This is a genomic window from Streptomyces sp. NPDC001617, from assembly GCF_053596855.1.
Genome location: NZ_JBSFHA010000054.1, coordinates 55,366 through 79,776, shown reverse-complemented (window position 1 = coordinate 79,776; position 24,411 = coordinate 55,366). Strand labels below are relative to the sequence as shown.

Genomic DNA, 24,411 nt, shown 5'->3' with positions numbered 1-24,411 from the left:
TTCTGCGTCTGCACCTGGGTGAGCCCTGGCCGGATGTCTCCGACGACGCGCTCCACGCGCGACCGTACGCGCCCGACGATTCGGGTGCTGTCATCTTCGGCCGCGTGGTGGGTTCGCTGGTCGAGGGGGCGCCGGTCGACCCACGCCGATGCCGGGAGGCGCGTGTCACTCGCCGACGCCGATACCAGGAAGCGCATGTCACTCGCCGACGCCGATACCAGGAAGCGCATGTCACTCGCCGACGCCGATACCAGGAAGCGCATGTCACTCGCCGATGCCGGCCGGGTACCGCCCTCATTGGGTCGGGAGCCGCTCCAGCGGCACGGCTGCCCGCAGCTACGCAGGTTGGACGGTGTGTCCGCGAGGTCGGCAGCGCCGCTGCGGCAGGTCTGCCCGCAGATGCGAGCGCCCAACTCCCCCGAGCCGCCCGCCTCTGCCAGATCTCTGCCGCGCGCGCCCAGCGCCTCGCAGCTATGCGATTCCGAGCTCCCGCACCCCCGCGCGCCCGCTCCCCGTCGGCCCCCGGCGACCGCCGCTCCCCGTGCCCCCGTCTCCCGCCCCATGGTCGTCTCCCCCTCCAGTCCGCCCGGCCATCGGGCTTGTCTGGTGGGGAAGTTACGGAGACGGGCTTGTCGTCCGCGTCATGCCGAGGAGCTCACCTGCGCCGTAGCTCTCAGGTACTACGGGTATGAGAGGGACCGCACGACCGGGCGGGAAAGGCCTGCTCAGAGCGTGTCACCACGCCAACTGTGCGATCTCCTCCGCGACCACCGCGCACGCGTCCGCCGCCGGGTCGATCAGGGGGAAGTGGCCGACGTCCTCCAGCAATGTGAGGCCCACCATCTCGCCCGCCTTAGCGGCCGCGTCCGCGTAGGCCTCCGCGACCGCCTGGGGGACGTCGACGTCCGAGCGGCCCTGGACCAGTGTGGTCGCGATGCCGGTGGGAAGCAGGAGTGCCGGGTCGGCGTACGGGCGGCGCTCCGCGAACCTCTCACCGGCGCCCAGGAGTTGCCGTACCGCACCCCCGCACACGTCCAGCTTGTCGGCCACCTCGAAGTCCGCGATCGGCGCGAGGGCGACAACCCCGCGCAGCAGCGCGGGACGTTCCGTGCGCCAGGGCGCGTCCGCCGGAAGGACATGGCGTGCGGCGGCCCACAACGCCAGATGGCCGCCCGCCGAGTGCCCGGTGATCACCATGCGACGCGGGTCGGCCTGCGGGAGCGTCTCGCGCACCAGCGCCGGCAGCGCGTCCAGCGCGGCGGCCACATCGTCGAAGGTGTCCGGCCAACGGCCCGCGATCGCGCCACCGCCGCCGTCACCACTGCCGTTCCCGCCGCTGTCGCCACCGTGCCCGCCGGTTCCGCCGTCCGCACCCCCCTGCGCCGGAATCAGCCGCCCCCGTCGGTACTCCACGCTCGCCACCGCGAACCCCCGCCTGGCCAGGAAGTCCGCGAACGGTGAGATGTGGCGTCGGTCGTAGGGTGCCCGCCACGCGCCGCCGTGCAGGACGACGACCAGGGGCGCGAGCGGGCCCGTGGGCTCCAGATCGCGCGGGGCATAGAAGTCGATCAGCTGGTCCGGGTCGTCGCCGTACGCGGCGGTGGAGTCGGGGTCGACCGCCGGGTGCGAGAAGGCCGACTCCTCCTCGGCGGCGGCCCGGGCTGCTGCGGCGTCGTCCGGCATGCTCCAACCTCTCAGCGACGTAATTGGTTTGGGGATTTCGGCGGACCAGGTGGTGTTCGGCCGTTGGCGGGGACGGTACCAGGCCGGTGACGTGCGCCGACACGGGGATGTCACGCTCGGTGAGGGTCAAACGGTTCTGCACTTCAGTGGCACCCACCAGGAAGGGCGCCGGATCGCCGGACGGGGGATACGGGGGAACATCAGCGGCAGCGCGTTCGGCCAGGGCGGCAGCGCACGGGTCAACTACCAGGTGGGCGTGGGCGCCTCCGGCGACGCCCAGGAACTCCAACGCCGTCTGGGCGAGTTGGACGACCTCCTGACCCGGTACGCCGCCGTCAACGGGATCGGTCAGCTCGTCAGCCGTCTGCCGACCTGACCCCCAGCGTCTCCGCCAGCACCCGAGCCGCCCGCTCCACGTCCGCGAACCCGACGTACAACGGCGTGAATCCGAAGCGGAGGACGTCCGGCCACCGGAAGTCCCCCACCACACCCCGCTCGACGAGCCGCTTCATCACATCGCCGGCGTCCCCGCACCGCAGCGCGACCTGGCTGCCACGCTCGCCGTGCGCCACGGGCGTCACACACTCGACGCGGCCCTCGTCGACGTACCCGGAGACGCACTCCAGGAAGAAGTCCGTCAGCGCCAGGGACTTGGCGCGCACCGCCTCGATCGACACCCCGTCCCAGACCTCCAGCGCCGCCTCCAGGGCGAGCATGGAGAGGATGTCCGGTGTGCCGACGCGGCCGCGCAGGGCGCCGGACGCCGGCTCGTAGCCCGGCCGCATGCCGAAGGGCTCGGCGTGCGAGTTCCAGCCGGGCAGCGGGGAGTCGAAGCGGTCCTGCAGGTCGCGGCGGACATAGAGGTACGCCGGTGAACCGGGGCCGCCGTTCAGGTACTTGTAGGTGCAGCCGACCGCCAGGTCGACCCCGTGCTCGTCGAGCCCGACCGGCAGCGCGCCCGCGCTGTGGCACAGGTCCCAGACCGCGATCGCGCCCGCCGCGTGCACGGCGGCCGTGAGCGACGGCAGGTCGTGCAGCCGTCCGGTGCGGTAGTCGACGTGGTTCAGCAGCACGGCGGCGGTACGGTCGCTCAGCGCCGCCGGCACCTCCGCCGGCGTCACCGGACGCAGCGTGCGACCCGTCATCCGGGCCGCCGACTCGGCGATGTAGCCGTCGGTGGGGAAGGTGGTGGCGTCGACGAGGATCTCGTCCCGGCCCTCCCCCGCCATCCGCACCGCGGCCACAAGTGCCTTGAAGACATTGACACTTGTGGAGTCCCCGACCACGATCTGCCCGGACGCCGCCCCCACCAGCGGGGCGATCCGGTCGCCGATCCGCTCGGGCGCCGTCCACCAGCCGCTCTCGTCCCAGGACCGGATACGGAGGGAGCCCCACTGGCGTCGTACGACGTCCTCGACCCGGCCGGGGACACCCGCCGGCAGCGCGCCGAGCGAGTTCCCGTCCAGGTACACCACCTCGTCGAGCACGAACTGCTTGCGCAGTCCGGCGAGTTCGTCGGCGGCGTCCAACTCCTCTGCCCTTGCGGCAAGTTCAGACATGAGACCTCGCCGTCCACAGCTCGGGGAACACGTTCTTCTGCGCGCGCTTCTCCAGCCAGGCGACCCCGGCGGAGCCGCCCGTGCCCGGCTTGGCGCCCATGGCTCGGCGCGTGGCGACCAGATGGTCGTTGCGCCATCGCCACACCAGCTCGGCGACGTCGGTCAGCGCCTCGCCGAGGCGGGCGAGTTCGGTGCTCTCGTCGCCGGCGTAGACCGCGGTCCAGGCGGCCTCGACGGCGTCGTCGGGCTCGTAGCGCCGCGAGACGTCACGGCGCAGGACGGACGCCGGGACGGCGCAGCCGCGCCGGGCCATCAGCCGCAGTACCTCGTCGTAGAGGCTCGGCTCGGCGAGCGCCTTCTCCAGCTCGGCGTGGACGCGGGGCGCGCCGCGGTGCGGGACCAGCATGGACGCGGACTTCTCGCCGAGCAGGAACTCCATCCGCCGGTACATCGCCGACTGGAACCCGGAGCCCTCGCCGAGCGCGCTGCGATACGCGTTGAACTGGGCCGGGGTGAGCTGGCCGAGCGGCCTCCAGGAGGCGTTCAGCGCCTCCAGCTCCCGTACGGAGCGCTTCAGCGCGGCGATGGCCGTCGGGATGTCGTCCTTGCGCAGGGCGTGCGCCGCCGTCTCCCACTCATGGACGATGACCGTGAACCACAGCTCCATCACCTGGGTGGTGACCAGGAAGACCATCTCTCCGGGATCGTCGGAGAGGGTGTGCTGGAGGTGGGTGAGCACGTCCGCCTTGACGTAGTCCTCGTACGGCGTCGTGCCTGCGAAGTCGAGATGCGGGGTCTCGGGCTCCTGGGATTCGTGAGCCTCGTGGGACATCGCTGTCTCCTGTTGTGTACTCCGGGTAGCGGTCCGCCCCTGCCGTTACCGACACGGGGGCCCCGGTCCCCGCCGCAAATCCTCTTCGATGGTCCCGCGAAAAGGCAAGGTCCGCCTGATCACACCAGGCGGACCTCGGATCGGCGGTCACTCAGCCCAGGGTCTGGGCCGCCGTCGGGGAGGAGTCCTTCAGGAACTGGGTGCAGCGCTCGTACTCCTCCTGCTCGCCGATGGATCCGGCGGCGCGGGCGAGGGCATGCAGGGCGCGCAGGAAGCCGCGGTTCTGCTCGTGCTCCCACGGAACCGGTCCGTGGCCCTTCCAGCCGCTGCGGCGCAGGGCGTCCAGGCCCCGGTGGTAACCCGTACGGGCATAGGCGTACGACTCCACGACGCTGCCCCGCTCGAACGCGTCGTCGGCCAGCTGGGCCCAGGCCAGCGAGGAGGTCGGGTACTTCGCGGCGACGTCCGCGGGCGCGGTGCCGTTCGCCAGCAGCTCACGGGGCGCGGGGTCGTCGGGGAGGTGGGTCGGGGGCGGGCCCCCGAGGAGGTTCTCGTGAATCGACATGGGTCCAGTCTGCGACATCCGTCCGGGGGTGCCATCACTTCCACCCGTCGAGAAGGAGATGGACTCCTGAATGACCGGCATGACAGGAATGATCACCATGAGTGACGATGACGAGAGATCCGGTGCCAATGCCGCCTCTGAGAGACGGTGCGCTTCCGAACCCTGCCGTACGGCCCTCACCCCTCGGGCACGGAGCTTGCCTCAGCCCCACCCTGGTTCAGCAGGCACCCGGCACCGCACCTGCTTCCCGATCGCCGACCTCCGCACATGCCACCCCGGTGCCAGCAGCTCGACCAGTCCGCGTCCGCTCTCCGCCTCGGCGCTGTCGAGGGCGGTCACCCGGCGCCTCGGCAAGGCGCCGGGGTCCGGATCGTGCACGTTCACCGCGATCCCGTACGACGTCACGTACACCTCCACCACGAGCGGCACGTGCTCACCGCAGGCCCGCACAGAGTTGCCGACGAGTACGGACAGGACGAGCTGCACCGAGTCGACGGCGTCGGGTGCGATGCCGTGCCCGAGGAGTTCGGTGCGGGTCAACGTCCGTACGGCGCCCAGGTTCTGCGGTGAAGCACAGATGTGGGCGGCGAAGCCCTGGGGGCGAGGGCGGAGGTAGGAGCCGGGGCTGAGCCGAGTGATGGACGTAGCGGCTGATGCGACGTGCATGGCAGTGCCTCCCTGCGGTCGAGGAGAACTGCCCACAGCTTGCACCGATCGGAAATATTTCTCTCCTAGATGGAGGATTTCCCACCTTTGGTGGTGAAATTCTCGCGAAATTGTGCGATACGGACAGCCGGCTTGCCACACTCCGCGCATGCCGAATTCGCCACTGGTACCGACTGTCCGACGCCGCCGTCTGGGCGCGAGCCTGCGCCGCCTTCGCAATGAAGCCGGCATGACGCTCGACCACGCAGCCACCGCCATGGGCTGGAGGGGACCGAAACTCTCGAAGATCGAAAGCGCCACTCAAGCCATCCGGCCGACCGACGTGGGGGCGCTGCTGCGTGTCTACGGGGTAGAAGACTCCGCACTGGAGGACTTGGCGCGGGACGGAGGCAAGAAAGGCTGGTGGCAGACGTACAGCGCAGTCGTTTCACCCACCTACGCCGACTACATCTCCCTTGAGAGCGACGCCGACACCATCTACCCCTGGTCACCACTCGTCATCCCTGGCCTGTTGCAGACAGCCGCCTACGCCCGGGAAACGATCGCAGGGGTGACAACATCACGTACCCCGGACGAGGTGGCTGCCCTCGCCGAGGTGAGGATGGCCAGGCAGGCGGTTCTCTCCCGCCCGGGCAGAGCCACGGAGTTGTGGGCCATCATCCACGAGGCAGGGTTGCACCAGCGCTTCGCAGTACGGCCCGCAACGATGCGCGAGCAACTCCGCCGTCTGCTCGACGCCTCGGACATGCCCAACGTCACCGTGCAGTTGATGCCCTTGGCCTCCACTGCACACCCGGGGGTGATCGGTGGCTTCACCCTCACCGGGTTCCCTCCACCCATGCCTTCCGTCGTGCTCTTGGAGTACCTCAGCGGCGCGACGTACGTTGAGGGCGACGACGCGACGCCCTTCGCCAGTACCTTCGAGCGCATCCGCTCAACTGCCCTCCCGGTGGAGGACTCGCTTGCGAGAATCGCCGAGTTGGAAGAGAGTCACCGGAAGCGAATCACCCCAAGGCAGACCTGTACGCGTACGACCTCACCGAGGCGATGTGGCGGAAGGCGTCCGCCAGTGGCGCAGAGCACGACTGCGTCGAAGTCGCCGAACTCCCCGGCGGCGCCAGGGCAGTCCGGGACTCCAAGAACCCTGACCGGGCTCCCCTACGCTTCACGGCGTCCGAGTGGATCTCCTTCCGGATGGGCGTCATCGCTGGCGAGCTGTGACAGGCAGCTCTCTCCTCCAGATGCCGGACGTGCCTCCCGGTGTGCACTCTTTACTCAGCACACCCCTCATGGCCGACGAGTTCGACGACTGGCCCGAACAACGCTCCGAGGAACCAGGTCACCGCCGCTGCTCCCCGCTCGGCGGAGTCCAGTGGGCACAGATCGGAGCGACCAATCACAAACCTCAGCGCCCGACCCAATCCATCTTGAAGGAAGTTCGCCAGCGAGTCATCGCCGACAAGCGTCCACGGAATTCCATTAGTTGAAGCACGAATAATTGCAGAAAGACCATCGCACTCAGGCATAAACGTGCCGAACTTCGCGTCACTGACGTGAAGTTCCCACGTCAGCGCTCCCGCGACACCCTTCCAAACCCACGCTCGACAGTCGAGATGCCAGCCTCCCAGCGAGCTTCGCCCGTGCGTGACACCGATGCCGCGACGGGCACAGCCCCCATCGCGACCGCCTCACGAAGTACACCGGGAGCGATCATGTTCTGCGACATCCTGGCGCCCCACTCTCGAGCCAGAATTACCTTTCCTCTCGCCAACGCGTCACGGCCCGCTGACAGAGCTCAAGAGCAAAGGAGCCGAAACTATCCCCAAGTTTCTCTAGGCTCGCGCGATCTATTGATCCGGGATTCCAAACGAGGACCGGATACTCTCCTTCCTTATCCGGTCGAGACGCCTCCAGCACAACAAGACCACCCATTCCGTCGAACATAACCACAATCAAGTCTGATGGCATTCCATACCGACTACGGGCGTCCAGAGTTTCCGTGACAGATCCCAGCAGTTGCTGCCCCATGGCAGGCGCCCGATATACGCCAAGGAATTCTTCACCGGCAATGTCCCAGGTCCCGAACTCCTCGACGAGGCGCCGGTACGATGACGGAAAAGTGGCACCTAGATCACGCTCAGCCCCGGTAATGGTCTCTGCTGTGCAACCGTCACCGTGGTTCGCAATGTCATCGTTACTGCGGACCAACTCAATTAGCCGCTCACTCGCCTCTACAGCGTTCATCATTCATCAAATCCTGCCGCTCTATCTTTCCAGTACTGAGTTTTCCAGGCATTGAAGGACGGGCGGTCGATCCCGCTCGGAATGTTGGTACCCGCCTTCCAATGCAACTGATTATAGTTCCCGAAGTGCAAGGAAGACGTCACTTCGGCAATGGGCCCGTCTTGTGTCTGAAGCAAGTGGTGGAGATTCAGAGGCTTGTCGTCCGGCCCCATGGGAGCCAAGCCCTGCCTCATCCTCTTGAGATTACTTCGACCATATTTGTCCACAGGAGACACGTAGCCAGGATTGACCAGATCATCCCTCTGATAAATTCGCTGACCGTTGTAGGTGGTCTGCGACCAGTACTTACAGTTCGGGCACCCGCCAAGCGCCTTCGTGGCTCGGGCTTCGGATAGCCCTTCCAAACCTCCCCGGCCATTCCAGCCGAGTGCAAAGATGCCGCCCGCGACAACCTGCATGAAGCTCGACGTAGTGCCCTTCGGGCAGGCCTTTCCGCCCCTGCAGGCGTTCCACAGCCACTGTTCTACCTGCGCCTGCTGGTCCGGGTTGGACGGATCGGCGAGGTACTGGGGCGTCGCCCCGTTCGTGCTCATGGTGGTCATCCAGAGCTGGTAGAAGCGGTCTCTGACCTGCTTCCAGCCCGGGAAATGGGAGGGTATGTAAACGCCGGGGAAGATCTGGCGCTTTGCAGTGCCGGGCACGACGTGGTCGTAGGGAAGCTGCTGGTAGACCGGGCTCGACTTGGCCGTCTTCGTCACTTCGCCCGTGGTCGAGCCGCCCTTGCCCTCGCCACCTCCGCACAGGTCGACCGGGCACATGCCCGTGGGGTCGCTCCTCGTGACGGGGTTGTTGTTCGCGTAGGCGTACCCGTTCATCTGGAGCGGGTCCGTGATGTCGATGACTGGGTCCGCCGAGATGAAGCGTCCCGTGTTCTGGTCGTATTCGCGGGCGCCGAGGTGGGTGAGGCCGGTGTTGGCGTCGTCGATGCCGACACCGACGTAGGTGTGCTGGTTTGGCCAGGTGGTCGGCTTGGTTCCGCGGGTCTCGCCGTAGGGCTTGAAGGCGCGGCGGGTGACGGTCTGGTCCTTGCCGAGGTCGACGGCGACGGTGGCGGTGCCGAGTTGGTCGGAAATCAGGCAGCTGAGTTGGTGGCCGGTGGCCGAGCCGTTGGTGGTGCGGACGACGGTCGGGGCGCCTGCCTGGCCGTAGGTGCGGACGGCGTTGACCGGGGTTCCGGAGCCGTCGGTCGTGATCTCGGACTCGCCGAGGTAGAGCGTGGTGCCGGCGGAGGAGTGCTGGAGGATGCGGTTGCCGTCGGCGTCGTAGATGTACTGGGTGGTGGTGCCTTCTGCGGTAGCCGTGGCCGGCCTCTCCTCGGCAGTCCAGGTCAGGGACTGGTCCTTGGTGGTGCCCGGGCGGGTGAGGGTGTTGCCGGCCAGGTCGTAGGAGTAGGACTGACTGCTGCTGGTTGCGTCCTTCGTGCTGGTGACGCTGGTGAGGGTGTGAGGCTGGGTCAGGGTCGACTGGGCGGTGTCGTTGCCGGTGACGACCTTGCCGTAGCCGTAGGTGCGGTTGACGTCCTGCGCGGTGTTCAGGCCGCTTGCCGTGGCGTGTTGGGTCTGGGTGACCCGGCTGCCGAGCGCATCGAAGGTGTACGAGTCCCAGTAGGTGGTGCTCGTGCCGGTCGCGATGGTGGTGGTGTCCGGGGCAGCGCCGGCGAGCGAGGTCTTCAGGGCGTCGTCGGGTGCCGTAGCGTCGGTCTGGCTGTCCGGAGCGTTGGCGATGGGTCCGCCGGAGCGCTGGCCGTCGGTGCGGTAGCCCCAGGCGCTTCCGCTTGCCGACTTGCAGCCGGTGCCGCTGTTGTTCGGGGTGATGTTCGACGTCCAGGCGTGAACCAACTCGCCCATCGCGTCGTAGGTGAAGCACTGGGTGTCCCAGGCTGTGGAACTCGCGGACGTGGCGTTCTGTGACGCTTCAGAAGTGAGATTGCCGGCCGTGTCGTACGAGTAGCGGGTGTCCGCCAGACGGTGTGGGCCCGCGGTCTCGCGGTCGGTCACCGTGCGCTGGAGGCGACCGGTGTGGTCGTCGATGAAGTTGGTGGTCCAGACCCGGTAGGGCTGCGGGCCAGTGACGGTGCGCACCGGCTCGCCGTAGGAGGAGTAGCTGACATCCGCCGTGTACCAGGCGAGGCCGGAGGTGGATTCGGCCATACCGTCGCTGTCGTACCGAGTGATCACCTCCTCCTGGGCCAGGCCACCGGGCGTGGCGGGCAGGGTCGTGCTGCGCGGCTTGCCCGTGGGTGTGTAGGTGTAGCCGTACTGGTATGTACCGGCGACGCCGTTGGTGATGGCCGAGGTGTTGGGGATGACGACCTCGCGGCCGGTGACCCGGTAGTCGGAGTCGTAGCCGGTGACACGGGTGATGTAGTCACCGCTGGCGTCGTGGCGGATGGTGGCGTCGAGCATGCCGTCGGCGCCGGCCAGCTTGTCGTACTCCCATTCGCGGGTCGGGGCGGCCGATGTGCTGCCCTCACGGGTGGCCTTGATCCGACCGATCTCGTCGTATTCGGTGTAGAGAGCCTTTTGGTTGGCGTCAACGGCTTTCGTCCTGCGGTCGAGGTCGTCGTAGCCGAAGGACGAGTGGCCGGTGTCCGGGTCGTAGGAGTCGGTGAGGCGACCACGGGCGTCGTACCCGTAGCTCCAGGTGTCGCCCGCTTCGTCGGTGACCTGCTTCCGGTTGCCGCGGACGTCGTACTCGTAGACGGTGTCCCGCCACTGGCTCAGGTCGGACTTGGTGTAGTGCTGGATGCGGATGACCCGGCCGAGGGCGTCCATCCATGTCTTGGTCGCGGGTGTGGCGCCGCCGGCGGGCTTGGCGATGGTGTAGTCGTCGCCGTAGGTGGTGCTGCTGGAGTAGACGGCAGTGCCGGACTGGATGGTGGTGACCTTGACGGAGCGTTCCAGGCCGTCGTAGGTCGTGGCGCTCCCGCTCGGGACGAGTGTGTCGCTCTTCGGCTTGAACTGTTCTGCCTGCGGTTCGCCCTGGGCGAGGTAGGGGTTGTTGGTCTGGGAGGTCAGGCCATGGTCGTTGTACTTGGTGTCGGCGATGATCCGGCCGGGTCCGTGAGCGGGGCTCTGGGTCTGGATGGGCCGCAGCATGCCGTCGTACAGGGTGACCTGCTTGTCGTAGCCGCCGTCGTCGCGTAGGGACTGGACGGTCACTGCGGTGGGCTTGCTGCCCGAGGTGATCTGGTAGGAGATCTGGATGTCCGGGTTCTGGGTGCCGGAGGAGTGGGACGGCGTCCAGCCCTTGATCAGGCGGCCGAAGGCGTCGAACTGGCTTCGAGTGACGTGGCCGTTGGTGTCGGTGCGGGTCAGGACCAGGCCCCGGCCGGGGTCGAGCGTGGTGGTCACCGTGTGGCCGAGGTCGTCTATCACCTTCATCGACGTGACCGGGCCTCCCTCGTCGCCGGGCGTGTATTCGGTCCGGGAGACGAGATCGTCCTTGGCGTTGGTGATGGTGCGGATGCGGCCGAGCGGGTCGTAGGTGGTCAGGGCACTGCGGATCCAGCCGGTGCCGACGGCGTCGTTGGTCTGCTCGGTGGTGACCAGACCGGCCGTGGGGGCGTCGCCCCAGGCTTTGTTGTCGTAGGTGTCCCGCACGGCGGAGATCAGCTGCTCCTTGGTGGCGGTCGCCGCGCCGTCGCAGGAGGTGGCGGTGGTGCGGGCCTGCTTGGGCAGTCCGATGATGTTGGCGTCGTCGTTGTTCGCGTAGTCCGTCTTGGCGCAGGTGTAGTCGCTGTGTTTCTCGGCACCGCTGCTGTCGGGCTGGACGACGGAGGTCTCGACGGCGAGCGGCAGGCCGTGGTCGGTGTCCATGCTGACGGTCTCGGTGCGCACCGATCGCCAGCTGGAGCCGACGGTCTGGATCGCGTCGCTCCGACTGGTCCAGACGCGGTGGGCGAGGAGCGGGTCGAGGCCGCCGTCACGCGCGCGTGAGGCGGTCTGCTGGGAGTTCGGGAAGGTGAGCGTGCGCTTGACGAGTTCGGCACTGTCGGCGCTGCTGTCGTAGGTGAGCGTTTCGGCTGCCATACCGGCGAACTCGGGTCTGTCCTCACCGAGTTCAACAGTGCCTTTGGAGTCCTTCAGCACTCCCCCCGCGCCGCGGAAGTATCGTGTGACCGACTTGGACTGCGTCTGTGGAACGTCCGGTCCCGAGGTGGCGTCGCCCTTGAGGACGGTGACCTTCTGGTAGCCGCGCCACACGCTGTATGTACGCAGGTCCGGCTTGCTGAATTCGTCGTCGTCCTTGCCCCAGGCTGCGTTGTCGTAGCCGTAGGACGTGTTGATGTCCCTGCCATTGGAAGAAACCTTGTCGTGCTGGCGGACCGAGGAGACGACGTACTTGTTGAACCACGCGATGGCGGGCTTCTTCTCGTCGCCGTCCGGGGACCAGCGGACAGGGAAGCAGGTGCCGTGGTTGTCCTCGGGGGCGACCGACGGTTCGGTCTTGCAGCCGCCGGAGTAGGTCACCTCGATGTCCTCGCCCGCCTCGGTGGTGATCGTGCCGATGCGGGGCCGGGTGAAGCCGGGGCGCGGGTCGCCGCTGTAGCGGGGGACGAGGTTGGGCAGGTGCTTGTCGGCCAGGTAGTCACCGAGCGGATCGCCCGCGTCGACGGTGTACGCGGAGAAGGTCACCGGGGGCATCTTGGAGCCCTTGGTGTCGCCGGGGCCGTAGGCGTAGTGCGTGATGGAGTTCAGCCACAGGCTCGGGGAGGTGTTGTACCAGTCACGCGGGAACGACTGGTCCAGGTCGTACCGGTCCACGGTGGCGAGACCGCTCGCTCCGGGCCGTGCGGCCTCGGTGGTGACGGCGTCCAGGCGCATACGGGTCCAGAACGACGGGAAGGCCGGGCACATCTTCGAGTCGGACTTGCAGTTGAGGTTGCCGGGGCTGTCCCACCAGGGGCGGTAGGCGGCCGGGTCCTTGGTCTTGTCGAAGTTGGCGGGAGCGCACACGGTGTCGCTGGCCAGGCAGCGTTCCTTGGCGTCGAAGACGACCCGCGCGGCCGGGCTCGTGAGGTTGCTGGGGCGGAGGCCGTATTCGATGCTCGTGGGGTAGCCGCCGCGGACGTACTGCACCGGCTTCTTGAAGTTCTTGTCCGCCGCGTAGTAGTTGGTCTCCGGCTGCCAGTTGACGATCATCGTGTTGCCGCTGGTGTCCACGACCTTGTCCAGGCCCCACTGCCAGGCCTGTGTGCAACGCGAGTCCGCGAACACGTCCTTGTGACACGGTTCGTCGGGGTAGTTGCCGAAGACCGGCGCGGTGAAGACGGACTGGGTGTCGGCGTGCGAGCCGCCCACCTTGTTCAGACCGAAGAAGTACTTGGTGCCGTCAGGCGTGGTGACGACCCAGTACTCGTCGTTGTTGTCCGCGTTGTCGCCGTCGGTGCGCAGTTCGACCCGGGTGCCGTCGTCGGCCTGGGGGCGGTAGGTGTTGGTGGTGCCGACTCGGACCAGTTCGGTGGACCGCCCGTTCAGGGACATCACGGCGTTGTACGACGCCCAGCACAGGTCCGACGTCTTGTCCTTCTTGGCCGTGTTGTTGGGGGTCTTGCCGTCGACGTCCTTGCGGTCGTCCTGGCAGGAGCGATAGCGGCGCTCGATATGACCGGGTTCGTAGCTCCAGCCCTCACCGACCCACGAGGCCTGCGGCGACGAGACAGCCGTCTTCCCGTCCACAGCCTGGGAGTTGTACGCGAACGAGACCTGCGGGGTCGGGCCGGCCGGAGCGGGCGGAACCTGCAACGGGTAGGAGTAGGTGAACGCTCCCGACGAGCCTCCGGCCTCCCACTTGTCCGAAGCAGCGAGCGGGGTCGCCTTGAAGGTGCCGCTCGCGCCGGCACCGGAGTCGATGGCCGCGACTACGGCCTTGTCGCCGGTGGCCGCGGCGGGCTGCACGTATGAGGCCTGGAAGACGCCGGACGACTGGCTGGTGGTTGTGCTGTTCGCCGAGGCCTGGCTCACGGTGCCGTCGGCGGCCGTGTCCACGGTTGCCGAGACGGTCTTCGCCGCCGAGTCGTTGACGGTTTCCAGTTCCTGGTACGCGTCGCATCCCTCGGTGTCAGGGGTGGTCAGGTAACACTCGGGGAACTGCACGAACTTCAGCCTCGACGCCCAGTCGGCACCGTAGAGGTTCTGGAACTGGGAGTAGTCCAGCTGTACATCGATGGGCACGGAACCGGTGGTCGGGGCGGTCACGGTCATCAGGGCACCATCGAGTCCGCCCGCCAGCGCGTCGGACCGGTCGAACAGCTTTACCTGCCAAGTCCCGGTCGGTGTCGGCGAGTCCGCGGCCTGGGCGAGCTTGATCGGCAGCGTTCCCGCCTGAGTGCCGGCGGCTGCGGACAGCGCGTGGGTCACTGACGCAGGTGCCACGGTCGTGGAGGCCGACGCGGTCAACGTCGACCGGCGCCAGGAGATCTACCTCCCGTCGAGCGCTCCCGACCCGGCCACCTACAGCCAGATACTCTCCGCCGGCGACATCACCGCCGACGGCAACCCCGACCTGTTCGCCATCACCACCGACGGCCAGCTCTGGGTGTTCTCCGGCTACGAGGGCGGTTCCTACAAGACCGCCACCAAGCTCGCCTCCTCGGCATGGTCCGACCGTGACCTTGTAAGCGTCCAGGACATCACCGGCGACAACATCGCCGACCTGCTCTACCGCACCAACGCCAGCGGCCGCCTCCTGCTGCGTACCGGCAAAGCGGCTTCGAGCGGCGGAGGCGTGGACCTGAACTCGCTCGCTTCCGCAGCGGCCTCGGCGGGGGGTGCGGACAGCGAGTACGCGGCCTCCGGCTGGTATCGCTCCGACGTACGCCTCATCCGCGGCACTCCGGACGTCAACGGGGACAAGATCCCGGACATCTGGGCACTCATGGCCGACGGCTCCGTCCGCTTCTACCCCGGCGGCCGCAGCGCGGTCGGCACGCCCACCACCGTCATCGGCTCCGGCAACTGGACGTACAAACAAGCCCTCGGCTGATCCGGCCTGTTGAGCCGGCGTCCTGCAGATCGCGTCTCGGGTGCGCTGTCACTGGCGGAGATCAGTGACGGCGCACCACAGCGTTCACCTCACGCGATCCGCCCCCGCGCCCGCTCCCCCTCCAGCGGCGGCGCCATGACCGCCCCATGGGTACGGCACTCCGGGCGGCGGCACCCCGGCGGCAGCGGGCGTACCGTCGCGAAGGCCACGGCCGCCCCCACCACCAGCACTCCGGCGCACAGCAGCATCGCCCGGTGGAAGGCGTCGTCGAAGGCGCTCGGTGAGCGATACGCCTCCGGGCCCATGCCGGCGAGCAGGGGAAGGGCGGCGACCGCGATCAGGCCGGCCACGCGGGCCGCCGCGTTGTTGATGCCGCTCGCCAGGCCCGCCCGCGCCGTGTCCACGGAGCCCAGGACGGTCGAGGTCAGCGGGGCGACCAGGGTGACCATGCCCGTGCCGAGGACCAGGAGGGCGGGCAGGAGGTCGGTGACGTACGAGGCGCCGGGGCCCACTCTCAGCATCAGCAGCATGCCCGCCGCGCACAGGAGCGGTCCGACCGTGAGCGGGATGCGGGGGCCGATGCGGTCGGCCAGGGCGCCCGAGCGGGCCGAGAAGAGCAGCATCATGGCCGTCGTGGGGAGCAGCGCCGTGCCCGCGGCCAGCGGGGACCAGCCGACGGCGACCTGGAGCTGGAGCGCGGCCAGGAAGAAGAAGCCTCCGAAGGCCGCGTAGACGCAGAGAGTGACCAGGTTGACGGCTGTGAACTGGCGGGACGCGAAGATGTCCAGTGGCATCATCGGATCCGGGCGGCGCTTCTCGACGTAGACGAAGGCCACACCGGCGCCGACGCCCGCGACCGCCGTGAGGACGACGGCGAGAGAGCCCTGGCGGGCCTCGATCAGCGCGTACGTGACGAGGGCGAGGGACAGGGCGGCCAGGACCGCACCGAGAACGTCGAACCGGCCATGGCTGCGGCTGTCCTTCGACTCGGGGACGTGCCGTACGGCGATGGGGGCGCAGAGCAGGGCCAGCGGGACGTTCAGCAGGAACACCCAGCGCCAGCCGGGGCCGTCCACCAGCCAGCCGCCCAGGAACGGGCCGACCGCCGCGCCGATCCCGCCGAAGCCGGACCAGAGGCCGACCGCCCGCCCGCGGTCGTCGGGGTGGAAGGACGCCTGGATCAGGGCCAGGGAGCCGGGGGTGAGGAGTGCGCCGCCGACGCCCTGCAGGGCGCGGGCCGCGATGAGGACGCCGATGTTCGGGGCGAAACCGCAGAGGAGGGACGCGGCCGCGAACCAGACGACGCCCACGACGAAGATCCTGCGGCGGCCGTAGCGGTCGCCCAGGGAGCCGCCGAGCAGGATCAGGCCGGCCAGCGTCAGCATGTACGCGTTGACCGTCCACTGGAGGGCGGCCAGGTCGGCGCCGAGGTCGCGGCCGATGCGCGGGAGCGCGACGTTGACGACGGTCGAGTCCAGCATGGCCATGCTGGAGCCGAGGATGGTGGTGAGCAGAATCCATTTGCCCTGGGGAGAGGCCAGCCGGACGTCGGGCATGTCCCCAGGTATACAGCGAGCCCGGCGCCGTAGACAGACGCCGGGCTCACCGAAGGGAGGCGGAGCGGGTTACTTGATCTTGTTGCCCGCCGAGCGGAGGTTCTGCGTGGCCTCGACGACGCGCGCGGCCATGCCCGCCTCGGCCAGCTTGCCCCAGGTGCGCGGGTCGTAGGTCTTCTTGGAGCCGACCTCGCCGTCGACCTTCAGGACGCCGTCGTAGTTGCGGAACATGTGGTCCGCGACCGGGCGGGTGAAGGCGTACTGGGTGTCGGTGTCGAGGTTCATCTTCACGACGCCGTTGTCCAGCGCGGTGGCGATCTCCTCGGCGGTGGAGCCGGAGCCGCCGTGGAAGACGAAGTCGAACGGGGACTGCTTGCCGTACTTGGCGGCGACGCCCTCGTTCAGCTCCTTCAGCAGCTCGGGGCGGAGCACGACGTTGCCCGGCTTGTACACACCGTGCACGTTGCCGAAGGAGGCGGCGAGCAAGTAGCGCCCCTTCTCACCGAGGCCCAGCGCCTCGGCGGTCCGAATCGCGTCCTCGACCGTCGTGTAGAGGGAGTCGTTGATCTCGTGCGAGACGCCGTCCTCCTCGCCACCGGTCGGGGTGATCTCCACCTCGAGGATGATGTTGGCGCGACGGGCCTGCTCCAGCAGCTCCTGGGCGATGGCCAGGTTGTCGGCGAGGGTCTCGGCCGAGCCGTCCCACATGTGCGACTGGAAGAGCGGGTTGCCGCCGGCCTTCACGCGCTCCTCGGAGATCGCCAGCAGCGGACGTACGTACCCGTCGAGCTTGTCCTTCGGGCAGTGGTCCGTGTGCAGCGCGACGTTGACCGGGTACTTCTCGGCGACGATGTGCGCGAACTCGGCGAGGGCGACCGAGCCGGTCACCATCTCCTTGCTGTACTGACCGCCCAGGAACTCGGCACCGCCGGTCGAGATCTGGACGATGCCGTCGCTCTCCGCCTCCGCGAAACCGCGCAGGGCCGCGTGCAGGGTCTGGGTCGAGGTCACGTTGATGGCCGGGTAGGCGAACTTGCCTGCCTTCGCCCGGTCCAGCATCTCGTTGTAGACCTCGGGAGTTGCGATGGGCATCTGTCCGCTCCTTGGTATGTGCGGGTTGGCTGGCTGCGTACTACGGCCCTGACCTAGACCTTGGGGGCTGACGTCGTCGTCGGCCCCATCTTTCCAGACGTGGCCGGATGCTTTGCCCGCACTGTCCGGCTTGTGGACAACGGGGTCAACACGCTGTGGACAACTCGGCCGGGTCGGCCGAGTCAGTCGAGGCCCAACTCGTCCTTGGAGTAGGCGAAGAGGTACGGCACCCCGGCACCCTCCTGGATCTTCTCCGCGGCCCCGGTCGCGCGATCCACGATGGTGGCCACGGCGACGACCTCCGCACCGGCCTCCCGCACCGCCTCGACGGCGGTCAGCGGAGAACCGCCGGTGGTGGAGGTGTCCTCGACGACCAGCACCCGGCGGCCGGCGATGTCCGGACCCTCCACCCGCCGCTGCAGCCCGTGCGCCTTGGCCGCCTTCCGTACGACGAAGGCGTCGACGCGCTTCCCGCGCGCGGCGGCCGCGTGCAGGATGGCACCCGCGACCGGGTCGGCGCCCATGGTGAGCCCGCCGACCGCGTCGAACTCCAGGTCGGCGGTCAGGTCGAGGAGCACCTGCCCGACCAGCGGAGCGGCCTCCCCGTCGAGGGTGATCCGGCGCAGGTCGACGTAGTAGTCCGCTTCCAGCCCCGAAGACAGGGTCACCTTGCCGTGCACCACGGCCTTGTCCTTGATCTGCTGCAGCAGCTCGCCGCGTACGTCCGTCGTCATGGCAGCCAGCTTAGAGGCGGCGCCAGGTCCAGGTGGTCGTGGCCTCCAGGGGCTCCAGGGGCGTGACCAGCCGGGGAAGGGTGTTCAGACCATTGGGCGGCCCGGTCTGCGGCTCCACGCATACGGCGGCCTCCTGCTCGTCGTAGACGACGACCCACTCCTCCCGGCTGGCGACCTTCAGCTCCAGCTGCCCGGGCCAGGTCAGGGTCACCTCGACACCGCCGGGCATACCGAAGCAGTCGTCCCAGGGACCGGGCTTCGGCTCCACCCGGTTGCCGGTCGGAAGATGATCCTCACCACGCTCCTCCTGCCACGCGGGGCTGAAGTCGACCCGCACGTCCTGTCCCTCTCCTCCCAGATTCCGGTTGAACCAGGGGTGCCAGCCGATCTGGGCGGGGAAGGAGGAGTCGTACGTCTCCACGGACATGGTCAGTGTCAGGCTGTCCTCGGTGAGGGCGCACTGCTGGGTGACACGGCCGGGGTAGGGCCAGGGGTCGACCAGGTCGTACGTGATGACGGCTTCGTCGGCCCGCACGCGTGCGGTGCGCCAGGCGCCGTCGCGGGCGGTGCCGTGGATGGCGTGCGGCGGGGAGTTGAGCGGCATCTGCTGGACCGTGGCCCCGTCCCGGAACCGCCCGTCCCTGATCCGCCCGCACCAGGGAACCATCGGAAAACACCCGAACCGCTCCCCCTGCCGCAGCAGCTCGATCCCCCCGACACGCAACCCTCCGACCCGCCCGCCGTTCCCCGGCAGCACGGTCGCCTCCGCGTCGCCCGCGGTCAGCGTGATGTCTTCGTTACTCACGGGACGACCCTACTGGGGTGATCAAGGGGGTTGTGCTCCAGCCCGTCCGAGGGTTCCTCAAGACGCCGGTCAGCTCCATTCAGCCCGTCCGGCGTTTGAGGACGAGGCCCGCAGGGCCGATCGGGGGTCTGGGGGCGGAGCCCCCAGGGCGGGGGTCGAAGGGGCGCCGGCCCCTGGAGATGGGACGGGTAGGGGCGGCGGCGGCGAGAAACGTCAGCGGCGACGACGCAGCACCCGACTGACCACGATCGCCGACGCCAGCACAACCGCCGCGGCGGGCGCGGCCCAGCGGAGCGGCGAACCCGGGGCGACCGTCTGTGGCGCGGGGACGGGGGCGTACCGCCCACGAGGCGGCGCATGGTCGACCTCCTCCGCACTGCGGCCGATCATCGTCCGCCGGGCGTGGGCGGCTTCGGCGGGAGGTTCGGAGGGGCGGGTGAAGTCGTCGGAGGCACCCGCACTCGCCTCTTCGGGTTCCCCGGCCTCCGCCTCGCCCTCGTCCTCCTCGGCCAACGGATCGAGCGACGGCGCAGGCACCTCGGCGTCGAAAACGGACCCATGCCCCGTCGCCCCGGGAGCCGCCGCGTCATCCGCATCCGGCGTCGTCTCGAAGTCGCTGGTCACCTTGGGCTCGAACTCCTGGGTGACCAGGGGCTCGGGTTCCTCAGAGGACTCCGGCGTCTCAGATGTCTCCGGCGTCTCCGGCGCCCCCGCCTCCTCCCCCGCCACCCCGGCCAGGTTCTCCCCGAAACGGTTCAGCAGGCGGGTTACGGCGGAGGCGACCGCGTCGGCGGAGAGTTCCGTGAGACGGCCGTCCGCGGAGGCCGTCCCCTCGAAGGTCAGCGTGGAGCCGCCGTCCGTCTCCGCCACGCGCAGCGAAAGCGCGAGCTTGACCGAGCCGGTGCCGCGGGTCTCGGCGGCGTCGCCCTCGGCGGCGTAGGAACCGTCCTCCTGCGGAGTGATCCGTACGGTGCCGCGATAGGTGACGGAGTGGCTGCCGACGCGCACTTTCAGCCGCCCGGAGACGGGTTCGGCGCCGGCGTCCTGCTGGAGCCCGGGGACCGCCCGGGCGACCCTCGCGGGGTCGGCCAGAGCCTCCCTCAGCCGCTGGGCCGGAACCGGAACGAACACCTCATGCTCCATGTCGGCCGAGCCTACCCAGGACGCCGGTGCCTGCACCCCCGTTGGTCGAAAGTGACCGCGCGTCGTGGTCGACGGTGCTGGGAAGCACTCGGGCTAGGGAGCGCTCCCCGGCGTGACCAGCCCCGTCTCATAGGCGACCACCACCACCTGCGCCCGGCTCGCCAGGCCCAGCTTGGTCATCGTGCGGTTGAGGTGGGTCTTGACCGTGGCCTCGCTGATGAACAGGCGATCCGCCGCCTCCGCGTTGGTCAGGCCTCGGGCCACCAGCTTGAGGACCTCGACCTCACGCGTGGTCAGGGCGTCCAGGCCCGCCGGGGGTTCGGGGGTCTGTGCCGTTCGGGTGAACGCCTCCACCAGGCGGCGGGTGACCACCGGCGCGAACAGGGCGTCGCCGCCGTGGACGGCCGTCACCGCGGCGAGGAGGCGTTCGGGGCCGGCGTCCTTGAGCAGAAACCCGGAGGCTCCCGCGCGCAGGGCGCCGTAGACGTACTCGTCGAGGTCGAAGGTGGTGAGGACGAGGATGCGCGGGGGCGGGTCGGAGGCGGCGGCGAGGATGCGCTCCGTCGCCTCGATGCCCGTCGTGCCGGGCATGCGGATGTCCATGAGGATGACGTCCGGGTGGGTCTTCGCGGCGAGGGTGATCGCTTCCGCGCCGTCCGCCGCCTCGCCGACGACCTCCATGCCGGGGGCCGCGCGCAGCAGCGCCACCAGCCCGCCGCGGACCAGGAACTGGTCGTCGACGACCAGGACCCTGATCGCCCGTTCGTCCTTGCCGGTCTCGCTCATTCCGCGACGGTGTCTCCCCGGCGTGCGGTCCGTGCGGACGTCGGCAGGGTCAGATGCACGCCGAAACCCCCCTCGCTGCGCGGGCCGACGACGATCGTCCCGCCGTAGAGCTTGGCCCTCTCCCGCATGCCGATCAAGCCATGTCCGCCGCGCTGCTGCTTTCTGGCCGGAATCACCCCCTCTCCGGTTCCGTCGTCGGTGACCGACGCCGTCATCTCGCCCGCCCGATAGGCGAGTTCGACGGTGGCACGGGACCCGGGGGCGTGCTTGAGGACGTTCGTGAGGGCCTCCTGGACGACCCGGTAGAGGCAGAGCTGGACGCCGGGGGGAAGAGGGCGTGGCTCGCCCGTCACTCGCAGGTCCACGGGGACGCCGCCCGTGCGTACCCGGTCCACCATCTCGGCGAGTTGGTCGAGGCCGGGAGCCGGGGCGCCGTCGGCCGCGCCCTGGACGCCGTCCGCACGCAACAGGCCGAGCATGCGCCGGAGTTCGGCGAGGGCCTCGCCGCTGGCGCCCTCGATGGTGTCGAGCGCGCCGCGCGCGGTGGGGGCGTCGGAGGTGAAGACGAAACGGGCCAGGCCCGCCTGGACGTTGATGACCGCCATGTGGTGGGCCACCACGTCGTGCAGTTCGCGGGCGATACGGACCCGCTCCTCGGCGACCTCCCGACGCGCCCGTTCCGCCTGCTCTGCCTTCAACTGCCGGGTCAGGTCGACCGTTCGGCGGGCGGTGTGGCCGAACCACCACAGGACCAGGGGGTAGGCGACGGACTGGGCGGCCACCGACGCCATCGCGCTGCCGTCCGTGATCAGACCGGCGTAGACCCAAACCGCGGCCATCAGGGCCGCGCAGACCGCCGTGGTGCGGGCCGGGCGCAGGGACGCCACGGTGTAGAACGCCAGCATGAGGCCGAGGGAGTTGACCACCGGCCAGCCGCCCCGGCCGACGTACACGACGCAGACCGCGAGGAGGAACGTGTAGACGGTCACGGGGGCCCGGTTGCGCAGGAACGTCGGCAGGTTGGCGAGGGCGACCAGGGTCCAGTCGAGGGTGTCGAGTGCGGGCCAGCCCTGGCGGACGGCCTCCCTGCCGAGCAGGACGGCCACGGTCGTCTGCGCCGCGGTGATCAGGCCGTCGACGACGAGTGGGTGGATCCGCATCGCCGCAGCGTAACCCCGGTGCGCGGGCGGGGGCGTCAACCTTCGGCGGTACCGCGGAAGTTGTAGGAACCACCCGCTTACCGCGCGGGTTGGGGCGCGGATCCAACCGTCGCGGGATTCGGGGAGGGGTGGGGCGGCCGTAGCTTCATGGTGCGGGCCGAAACGGGGGACCAACGGGGGAACCACGGCTCGTTCTCGGGAGGGAACAGCACATGTCACTTCGTACCAGGGCGCTCGCGCTCACCGTCGTCGCCGCCGTCGCGGGCGGAATCGCGCTCGGTGCGACGCCGGCGTCGGCGAGCATTTCGCAGGGGTTCGTCTCCGGGACGGGGGCCGTGGACAACGACTGGACCGACGAGGGCACCCTCTCCTCCTCCAGCCACGCCCACAGCAACGCGACCGCGCTGGTGCAGGAGATCCTGTGGGCCGAGGGCGTGAAGGAGAGCAACGGGACGAGCTTCGACTGGTCCGACGTGGACGGCAAGTACGGACCCAACACCACGTACGCCGTGAAGCAGTTGCAGAAGCACTACAACAGCTACCACCTCAGTAACCCGCTGGTCGTCGACGGCAAGGCGGGCCCCAAGACCCTCGGTGTCGCGGACTGGTTCCTCGTCGACAACGGCAACGGCACGGTCACGTACCTCGGTTACAAGCACGACGTGACCTTCAAGCGGACCGGCGGCAAGTACTACGTCAAGGTCAACAGCACCAAGGGCTGGAAGCTCGCCTCGTACAACACGCTGAACGTGGTCTGAGCCGGGGCGCGGGGGAGAACGGGGGAAGCGGGGGGAGTGCGGCGGTCCGTCCCGAGCGGGGGAAGGGGGGCGGGCCGCCGTCCACGCGCGCGTAGGGGACTGGGCAGCGCGGTCAGTTGGTGTACCGCGGATGCACCAGCGTCGACGGGGGCAGCCCCGGCAGCCGGGTGCGGGCCGCTGTCCGGGCGTCCGTCTTGAGGGACGTCGGGGTGAGGGTGGCCGGGTGCGGGGCCCTCGGGTCGAGGCCGAGAGGCGGCGTCGTGCCGGCCGCGGCCAGGACGAAGCCCCAGTCGCGGGGGGCGCGGTGGGCGCCCACGGTGCGGTCGGGTCCCGCGGCGAAGCCGGCGTCACGGCCGCCCACGCCGTACGGAACGGGATGCAGGCCCACGGCGCGCAGGGTGGCGACGACCGTCCAGAACACGCGCGGCCGGGTGGAGAGCGACCCGGCGTGCACCACCAGGCGGCCGCCGGGCGCGAGCACGCGGCGGGCGAGGCCGTAGAACTCCTCGGAGTAGAGCTTGGTGCTCGCGGTGATGCCGGGGTCGGGCAGGTCCGAGATGACGACGTCGTACGCCCCGCTCGGCGCCGTACGCAGCCAGCGGAAGGCGTCGGCGGTCGTCACGCGCACGCGTGGGTCGTCGTAGGCGTGGTGGTTGAGGCGCGACAGGGCCGGGTCCCGGCGGGCCAGCCTCACGACTCCCGCGTCGAGTTCGACGACCTTCACCTGCCGCACGCCCGGATGGCGCAGCACCTCGCGGGCGGCCAGGCCGTCGCCGCCGCCGAGGATGAGCACGCGCGCGTGCGGGCCGTTCATCGCGGGGTGGACCAACGCCTCGTGGTAGCGGTGTTCGTCGCGGCCGCTGACGCGGAGGCGGCCGTCGAGGAAGAGGTCGAGGGGGCGGCCATGGGTGCCGCCGGTGAGGACGACCTCCTGGACGCCGGTCTGCAGTGCCACGCGGACGTCCTGTCCGTAGACCGCGTGCCGTGCGGCCCGCTCGAAGTCGTCGACCAGGGCGGCGGCGGAGGCGAGGAGCCCGAGGACGGTGAGGTTGGCGATCAGCAGCATCCAGCGGGCGCGGCGGCTGAGGTCGCGGCGGAACAGGCCGAGGACGAGGGTGCCGCCCGCGATCGCGTTGACGGTGCCGGTGATCAGGGCGCCGGTCAACTGGCCCAGCAGGGGCAGGAGGAGGAACGGGAAGGCGAGGCCGCCGACGAGTGCGCCGACGTAGTCCGCGGCGAACAGGTCGGCCACGGCGCCGCCCGTGTCCTGGCGGCGGATGCGCTGGATCAGCTCCATGAGGAGCGGGACCTCGGCGCCGATCAGCAGGCCTATCGTCAGCGAGAAGGCGACCAGCAGCCAGCGCGGGCCGCTCGCCCACAGGCCACCCCAGTCGCCGGTCCACGCGAAGACCGCGTACAACGCCATGGCGCTGCAGCCGCCGACCAGGGCGAGGGTCGCCTCGATCGCGCCGAAGCCGGCCGCGGCACGCCAGCGCAGCCGCTTCGCCGCGAGCGAGCCGATGCCCATCGCGAACACCATGACGGACAGCACGACCGAGGCCTGGGTGACCGAGTCGCCGATCAAGTACGAGGCCAGGGCGACGAGTTCGAGCTCGTACACCAGTCCGCAGGCCGCGCAGACGAACACGCACCCGAGGACGAGGAACCGCCCGGTGGCCGGCCGCACGGGCAGCCGCGCGGGGGCCGCCCAGGTGGGTGGGGGGCCTGGCGGCGCCGGTACGTGCGGTTCGATCACAACAGCGACGTTACGTCACTGCAGC

The 24,411-nt window shown here is 69.4% G+C and carries 20 protein-coding genes and 1 pseudogene; 5 read left to right on the top strand and 16 right to left on the bottom strand.

Annotated elements, in window-relative coordinates; all coding sequences use genetic code 11:
• Together ACWC09_RS33480 and ACWC09_RS33475 are read right to left on the bottom strand one after the other, a co-directional pair.
• Positions 1-263 (bottom strand): hypothetical protein (locus ACWC09_RS33480; RefSeq protein WP_450854679.1); only part of this gene is annotated, 263 nt, incomplete at its 3' end.
• A gap of 472 nt (positions 264-735) precedes the next feature.
• The gene (locus tag ACWC09_RS33475; RefSeq protein ID WP_450854678.1) at positions 736-1,683 is read right to left on the bottom strand and encodes an alpha/beta hydrolase; all 948 of its coding nucleotides are present in this window, start codon (positions 1,681-1,683) and stop codon (positions 736-738) included.
• Between the two features lie 28 nt (positions 1,684-1,711).
• On the opposite strand from ACWC09_RS33475, the gene ACWC09_RS33470 reads away from it, so the two are divergent.
• Positions 1,712-2,059 carry a hypothetical protein gene (locus ACWC09_RS33470; protein WP_450854677.1) on the top strand — a complete coding sequence of 116 codons (348 nt, stop codon included), beginning with the start codon at positions 1,712-1,714 and terminating at the stop codon, positions 2,057-2,059.
• Here the strand turns inward: ACWC09_RS33470 and kynU are convergent.
• The 4 genes from kynU to ACWC09_RS33450 all read right to left on the bottom strand — a co-directional run bounded on the left by kynU (position 2,040) and on the right by ACWC09_RS33450 (position 5,305).
• Positions 2,040-3,242 (bottom strand): kynureninase, encoded by a 1,203-nt coding sequence (gene kynU / locus ACWC09_RS33465; RefSeq protein WP_450854676.1) that lies wholly within the window; start codon positions 3,240-3,242, stop codon positions 2,040-2,042. The two genes, ACWC09_RS33470 and kynU, sit on opposite strands and share 20 nt — an antisense overlap.
• Positions 3,235-4,074 (bottom strand): tryptophan 2,3-dioxygenase family protein, encoded by an 840-nt coding sequence (locus tag ACWC09_RS33460; protein WP_450854675.1) that lies wholly within the window; start codon positions 4,072-4,074, stop codon positions 3,235-3,237. The genes kynU and ACWC09_RS33460 overlap by 8 nt, the downstream gene beginning before the upstream one ends.
• A 151-nt stretch (positions 4,075-4,225) precedes the next feature.
• Complete coding sequence (locus tag ACWC09_RS33455; RefSeq protein WP_450854674.1) at positions 4,226-4,639, bottom strand: DUF3151 domain-containing protein; 414 nt, start codon at positions 4,637-4,639, stop codon at positions 4,226-4,228.
• Positions 4,640-4,840: 201 nt separating this feature from the next.
• Entirely contained in the window at positions 4,841-5,305 is a 465-nt protein-coding gene (locus ACWC09_RS33450) for an ATP-binding protein (protein WP_450854673.1), read from the bottom strand.
• Positions 5,306-5,453: 148 nt separating this feature from the next.
• Here ACWC09_RS33450 and ACWC09_RS33445 point away from each other — a divergent pair.
• Both ACWC09_RS33445 and ACWC09_RS33440 read left to right on the top strand, forming a co-directional pair.
• Positions 5,454-6,272: pseudogene (locus tag ACWC09_RS33445) on the top strand (helix-turn-helix domain-containing protein); the annotation flags it as partial.
• Positions 6,273-6,352: 80 nt separating this feature from the next.
• On the top strand, positions 6,353-6,526 hold the full coding sequence (locus ACWC09_RS33440) for a DUF397 domain-containing protein (RefSeq protein ID WP_450854672.1): 174 nt from the start codon (positions 6,353-6,355) through the stop codon (positions 6,524-6,526).
• A gap of 531 nt (positions 6,527-7,057) precedes the next feature.
• On the opposite strand, the gene ACWC09_RS33435 is transcribed toward ACWC09_RS33440, so the two are convergent.
• Both ACWC09_RS33435 and ACWC09_RS33430 read right to left on the bottom strand, forming a co-directional pair.
• On the bottom strand, positions 7,058-7,549 hold the full coding sequence (locus tag ACWC09_RS33435; RefSeq protein ID WP_450854682.1) for an SMI1/KNR4 family protein: 492 nt from the start codon (positions 7,547-7,549) through the stop codon (positions 7,058-7,060).
• Positions 7,549-13,971, bottom strand: a complete 6,423-nt coding sequence (locus ACWC09_RS33430; protein ID WP_450854671.1) for an HNH/ENDO VII family nuclease — start codon at positions 13,969-13,971, stop codon at positions 7,549-7,551. Before ACWC09_RS33430 ends, ACWC09_RS33435 begins: the two co-directional genes overlap by 1 nt.
• Before the next feature lie 19 nt (positions 13,972-13,990).
• Between ACWC09_RS33430 and ACWC09_RS33425 the strand changes: the two genes are divergently transcribed.
• Positions 13,991-14,596, top strand: a complete 606-nt coding sequence (locus tag ACWC09_RS33425; RefSeq protein ID WP_450854670.1) for an FG-GAP repeat domain-containing protein — start codon at positions 13,991-13,993, stop codon at positions 14,594-14,596.
• Positions 14,597-14,685: 89 nt separating this feature from the next.
• Here the strand turns inward: ACWC09_RS33425 and ACWC09_RS33420 are convergent, their stop codons facing one another.
• The 7 genes from ACWC09_RS33420 to ACWC09_RS33390 form a co-directional block, all read right to left on the bottom strand.
• Positions 14,686-16,152 (bottom strand): MFS transporter, encoded by a 1,467-nt coding sequence (locus tag ACWC09_RS33420; protein ID WP_450854669.1) that lies wholly within the window; start codon positions 16,150-16,152, stop codon positions 14,686-14,688.
• Between the two features lie 69 nt (positions 16,153-16,221).
• A complete protein-coding gene (gene fbaA / locus ACWC09_RS33415) occupies positions 16,222-17,244 on the bottom strand; it encodes a class II fructose-bisphosphate aldolase (protein WP_450854668.1) in 1,023 nt (340 codons plus the stop codon).
• A 182-nt stretch (positions 17,245-17,426) separates the two neighbouring features.
• The gene (gene pyrE / locus ACWC09_RS33410) at positions 17,427-17,978 is read right to left on the bottom strand and encodes an orotate phosphoribosyltransferase (RefSeq protein ID WP_450854667.1); all 552 of its coding nucleotides are present in this window, start codon (positions 17,976-17,978) and stop codon (positions 17,427-17,429) included.
• 10 nt (positions 17,979-17,988) lie between these two features.
• On the bottom strand, positions 17,989-18,783 hold the full coding sequence (locus ACWC09_RS33405; protein WP_450854666.1) for an aldose epimerase family protein: 795 nt from the start codon (positions 18,781-18,783) through the stop codon (positions 17,989-17,991).
• 213 nt (positions 18,784-18,996) lie between these two features.
• Positions 18,997-19,926 (bottom strand): SRPBCC domain-containing protein, encoded by a 930-nt coding sequence (locus ACWC09_RS33400; RefSeq protein WP_450854665.1) that lies wholly within the window; start codon positions 19,924-19,926, stop codon positions 18,997-18,999.
• 93 nt (positions 19,927-20,019) lie between these two features.
• On the bottom strand, positions 20,020-20,712 hold the full coding sequence (locus tag ACWC09_RS33395) for a response regulator (RefSeq protein WP_450854664.1): 693 nt from the start codon (positions 20,710-20,712) through the stop codon (positions 20,020-20,022).
• A complete protein-coding gene (locus ACWC09_RS33390) occupies positions 20,709-21,872 on the bottom strand; it encodes a sensor histidine kinase (RefSeq protein ID WP_450854663.1) in 1,164 nt (387 codons plus the stop codon). The genes ACWC09_RS33395 and ACWC09_RS33390 overlap by 4 nt, the downstream gene beginning before the upstream one ends.
• Before the next feature lie 212 nt (positions 21,873-22,084).
• Here ACWC09_RS33390 and ACWC09_RS33385 point away from each other — a divergent pair, with 212 nt between their 5' ends.
• Positions 22,085-22,630, top strand: coding sequence for a peptidoglycan-binding domain-containing protein (locus tag ACWC09_RS33385; protein WP_450854662.1), 546 nt, complete (start codon positions 22,085-22,087; stop codon positions 22,628-22,630).
• 112 nt (positions 22,631-22,742) lie between these two features.
• Here the strand turns inward: ACWC09_RS33385 and ACWC09_RS33380 are convergent, their stop codons facing one another.
• Positions 22,743-24,386, bottom strand: a complete 1,644-nt coding sequence (locus ACWC09_RS33380) for a polyamine aminopropyltransferase (RefSeq protein WP_450854661.1) — start codon at positions 24,384-24,386, stop codon at positions 22,743-22,745.
• Positions 24,387-24,411 lie beyond the last annotated feature (25 nt).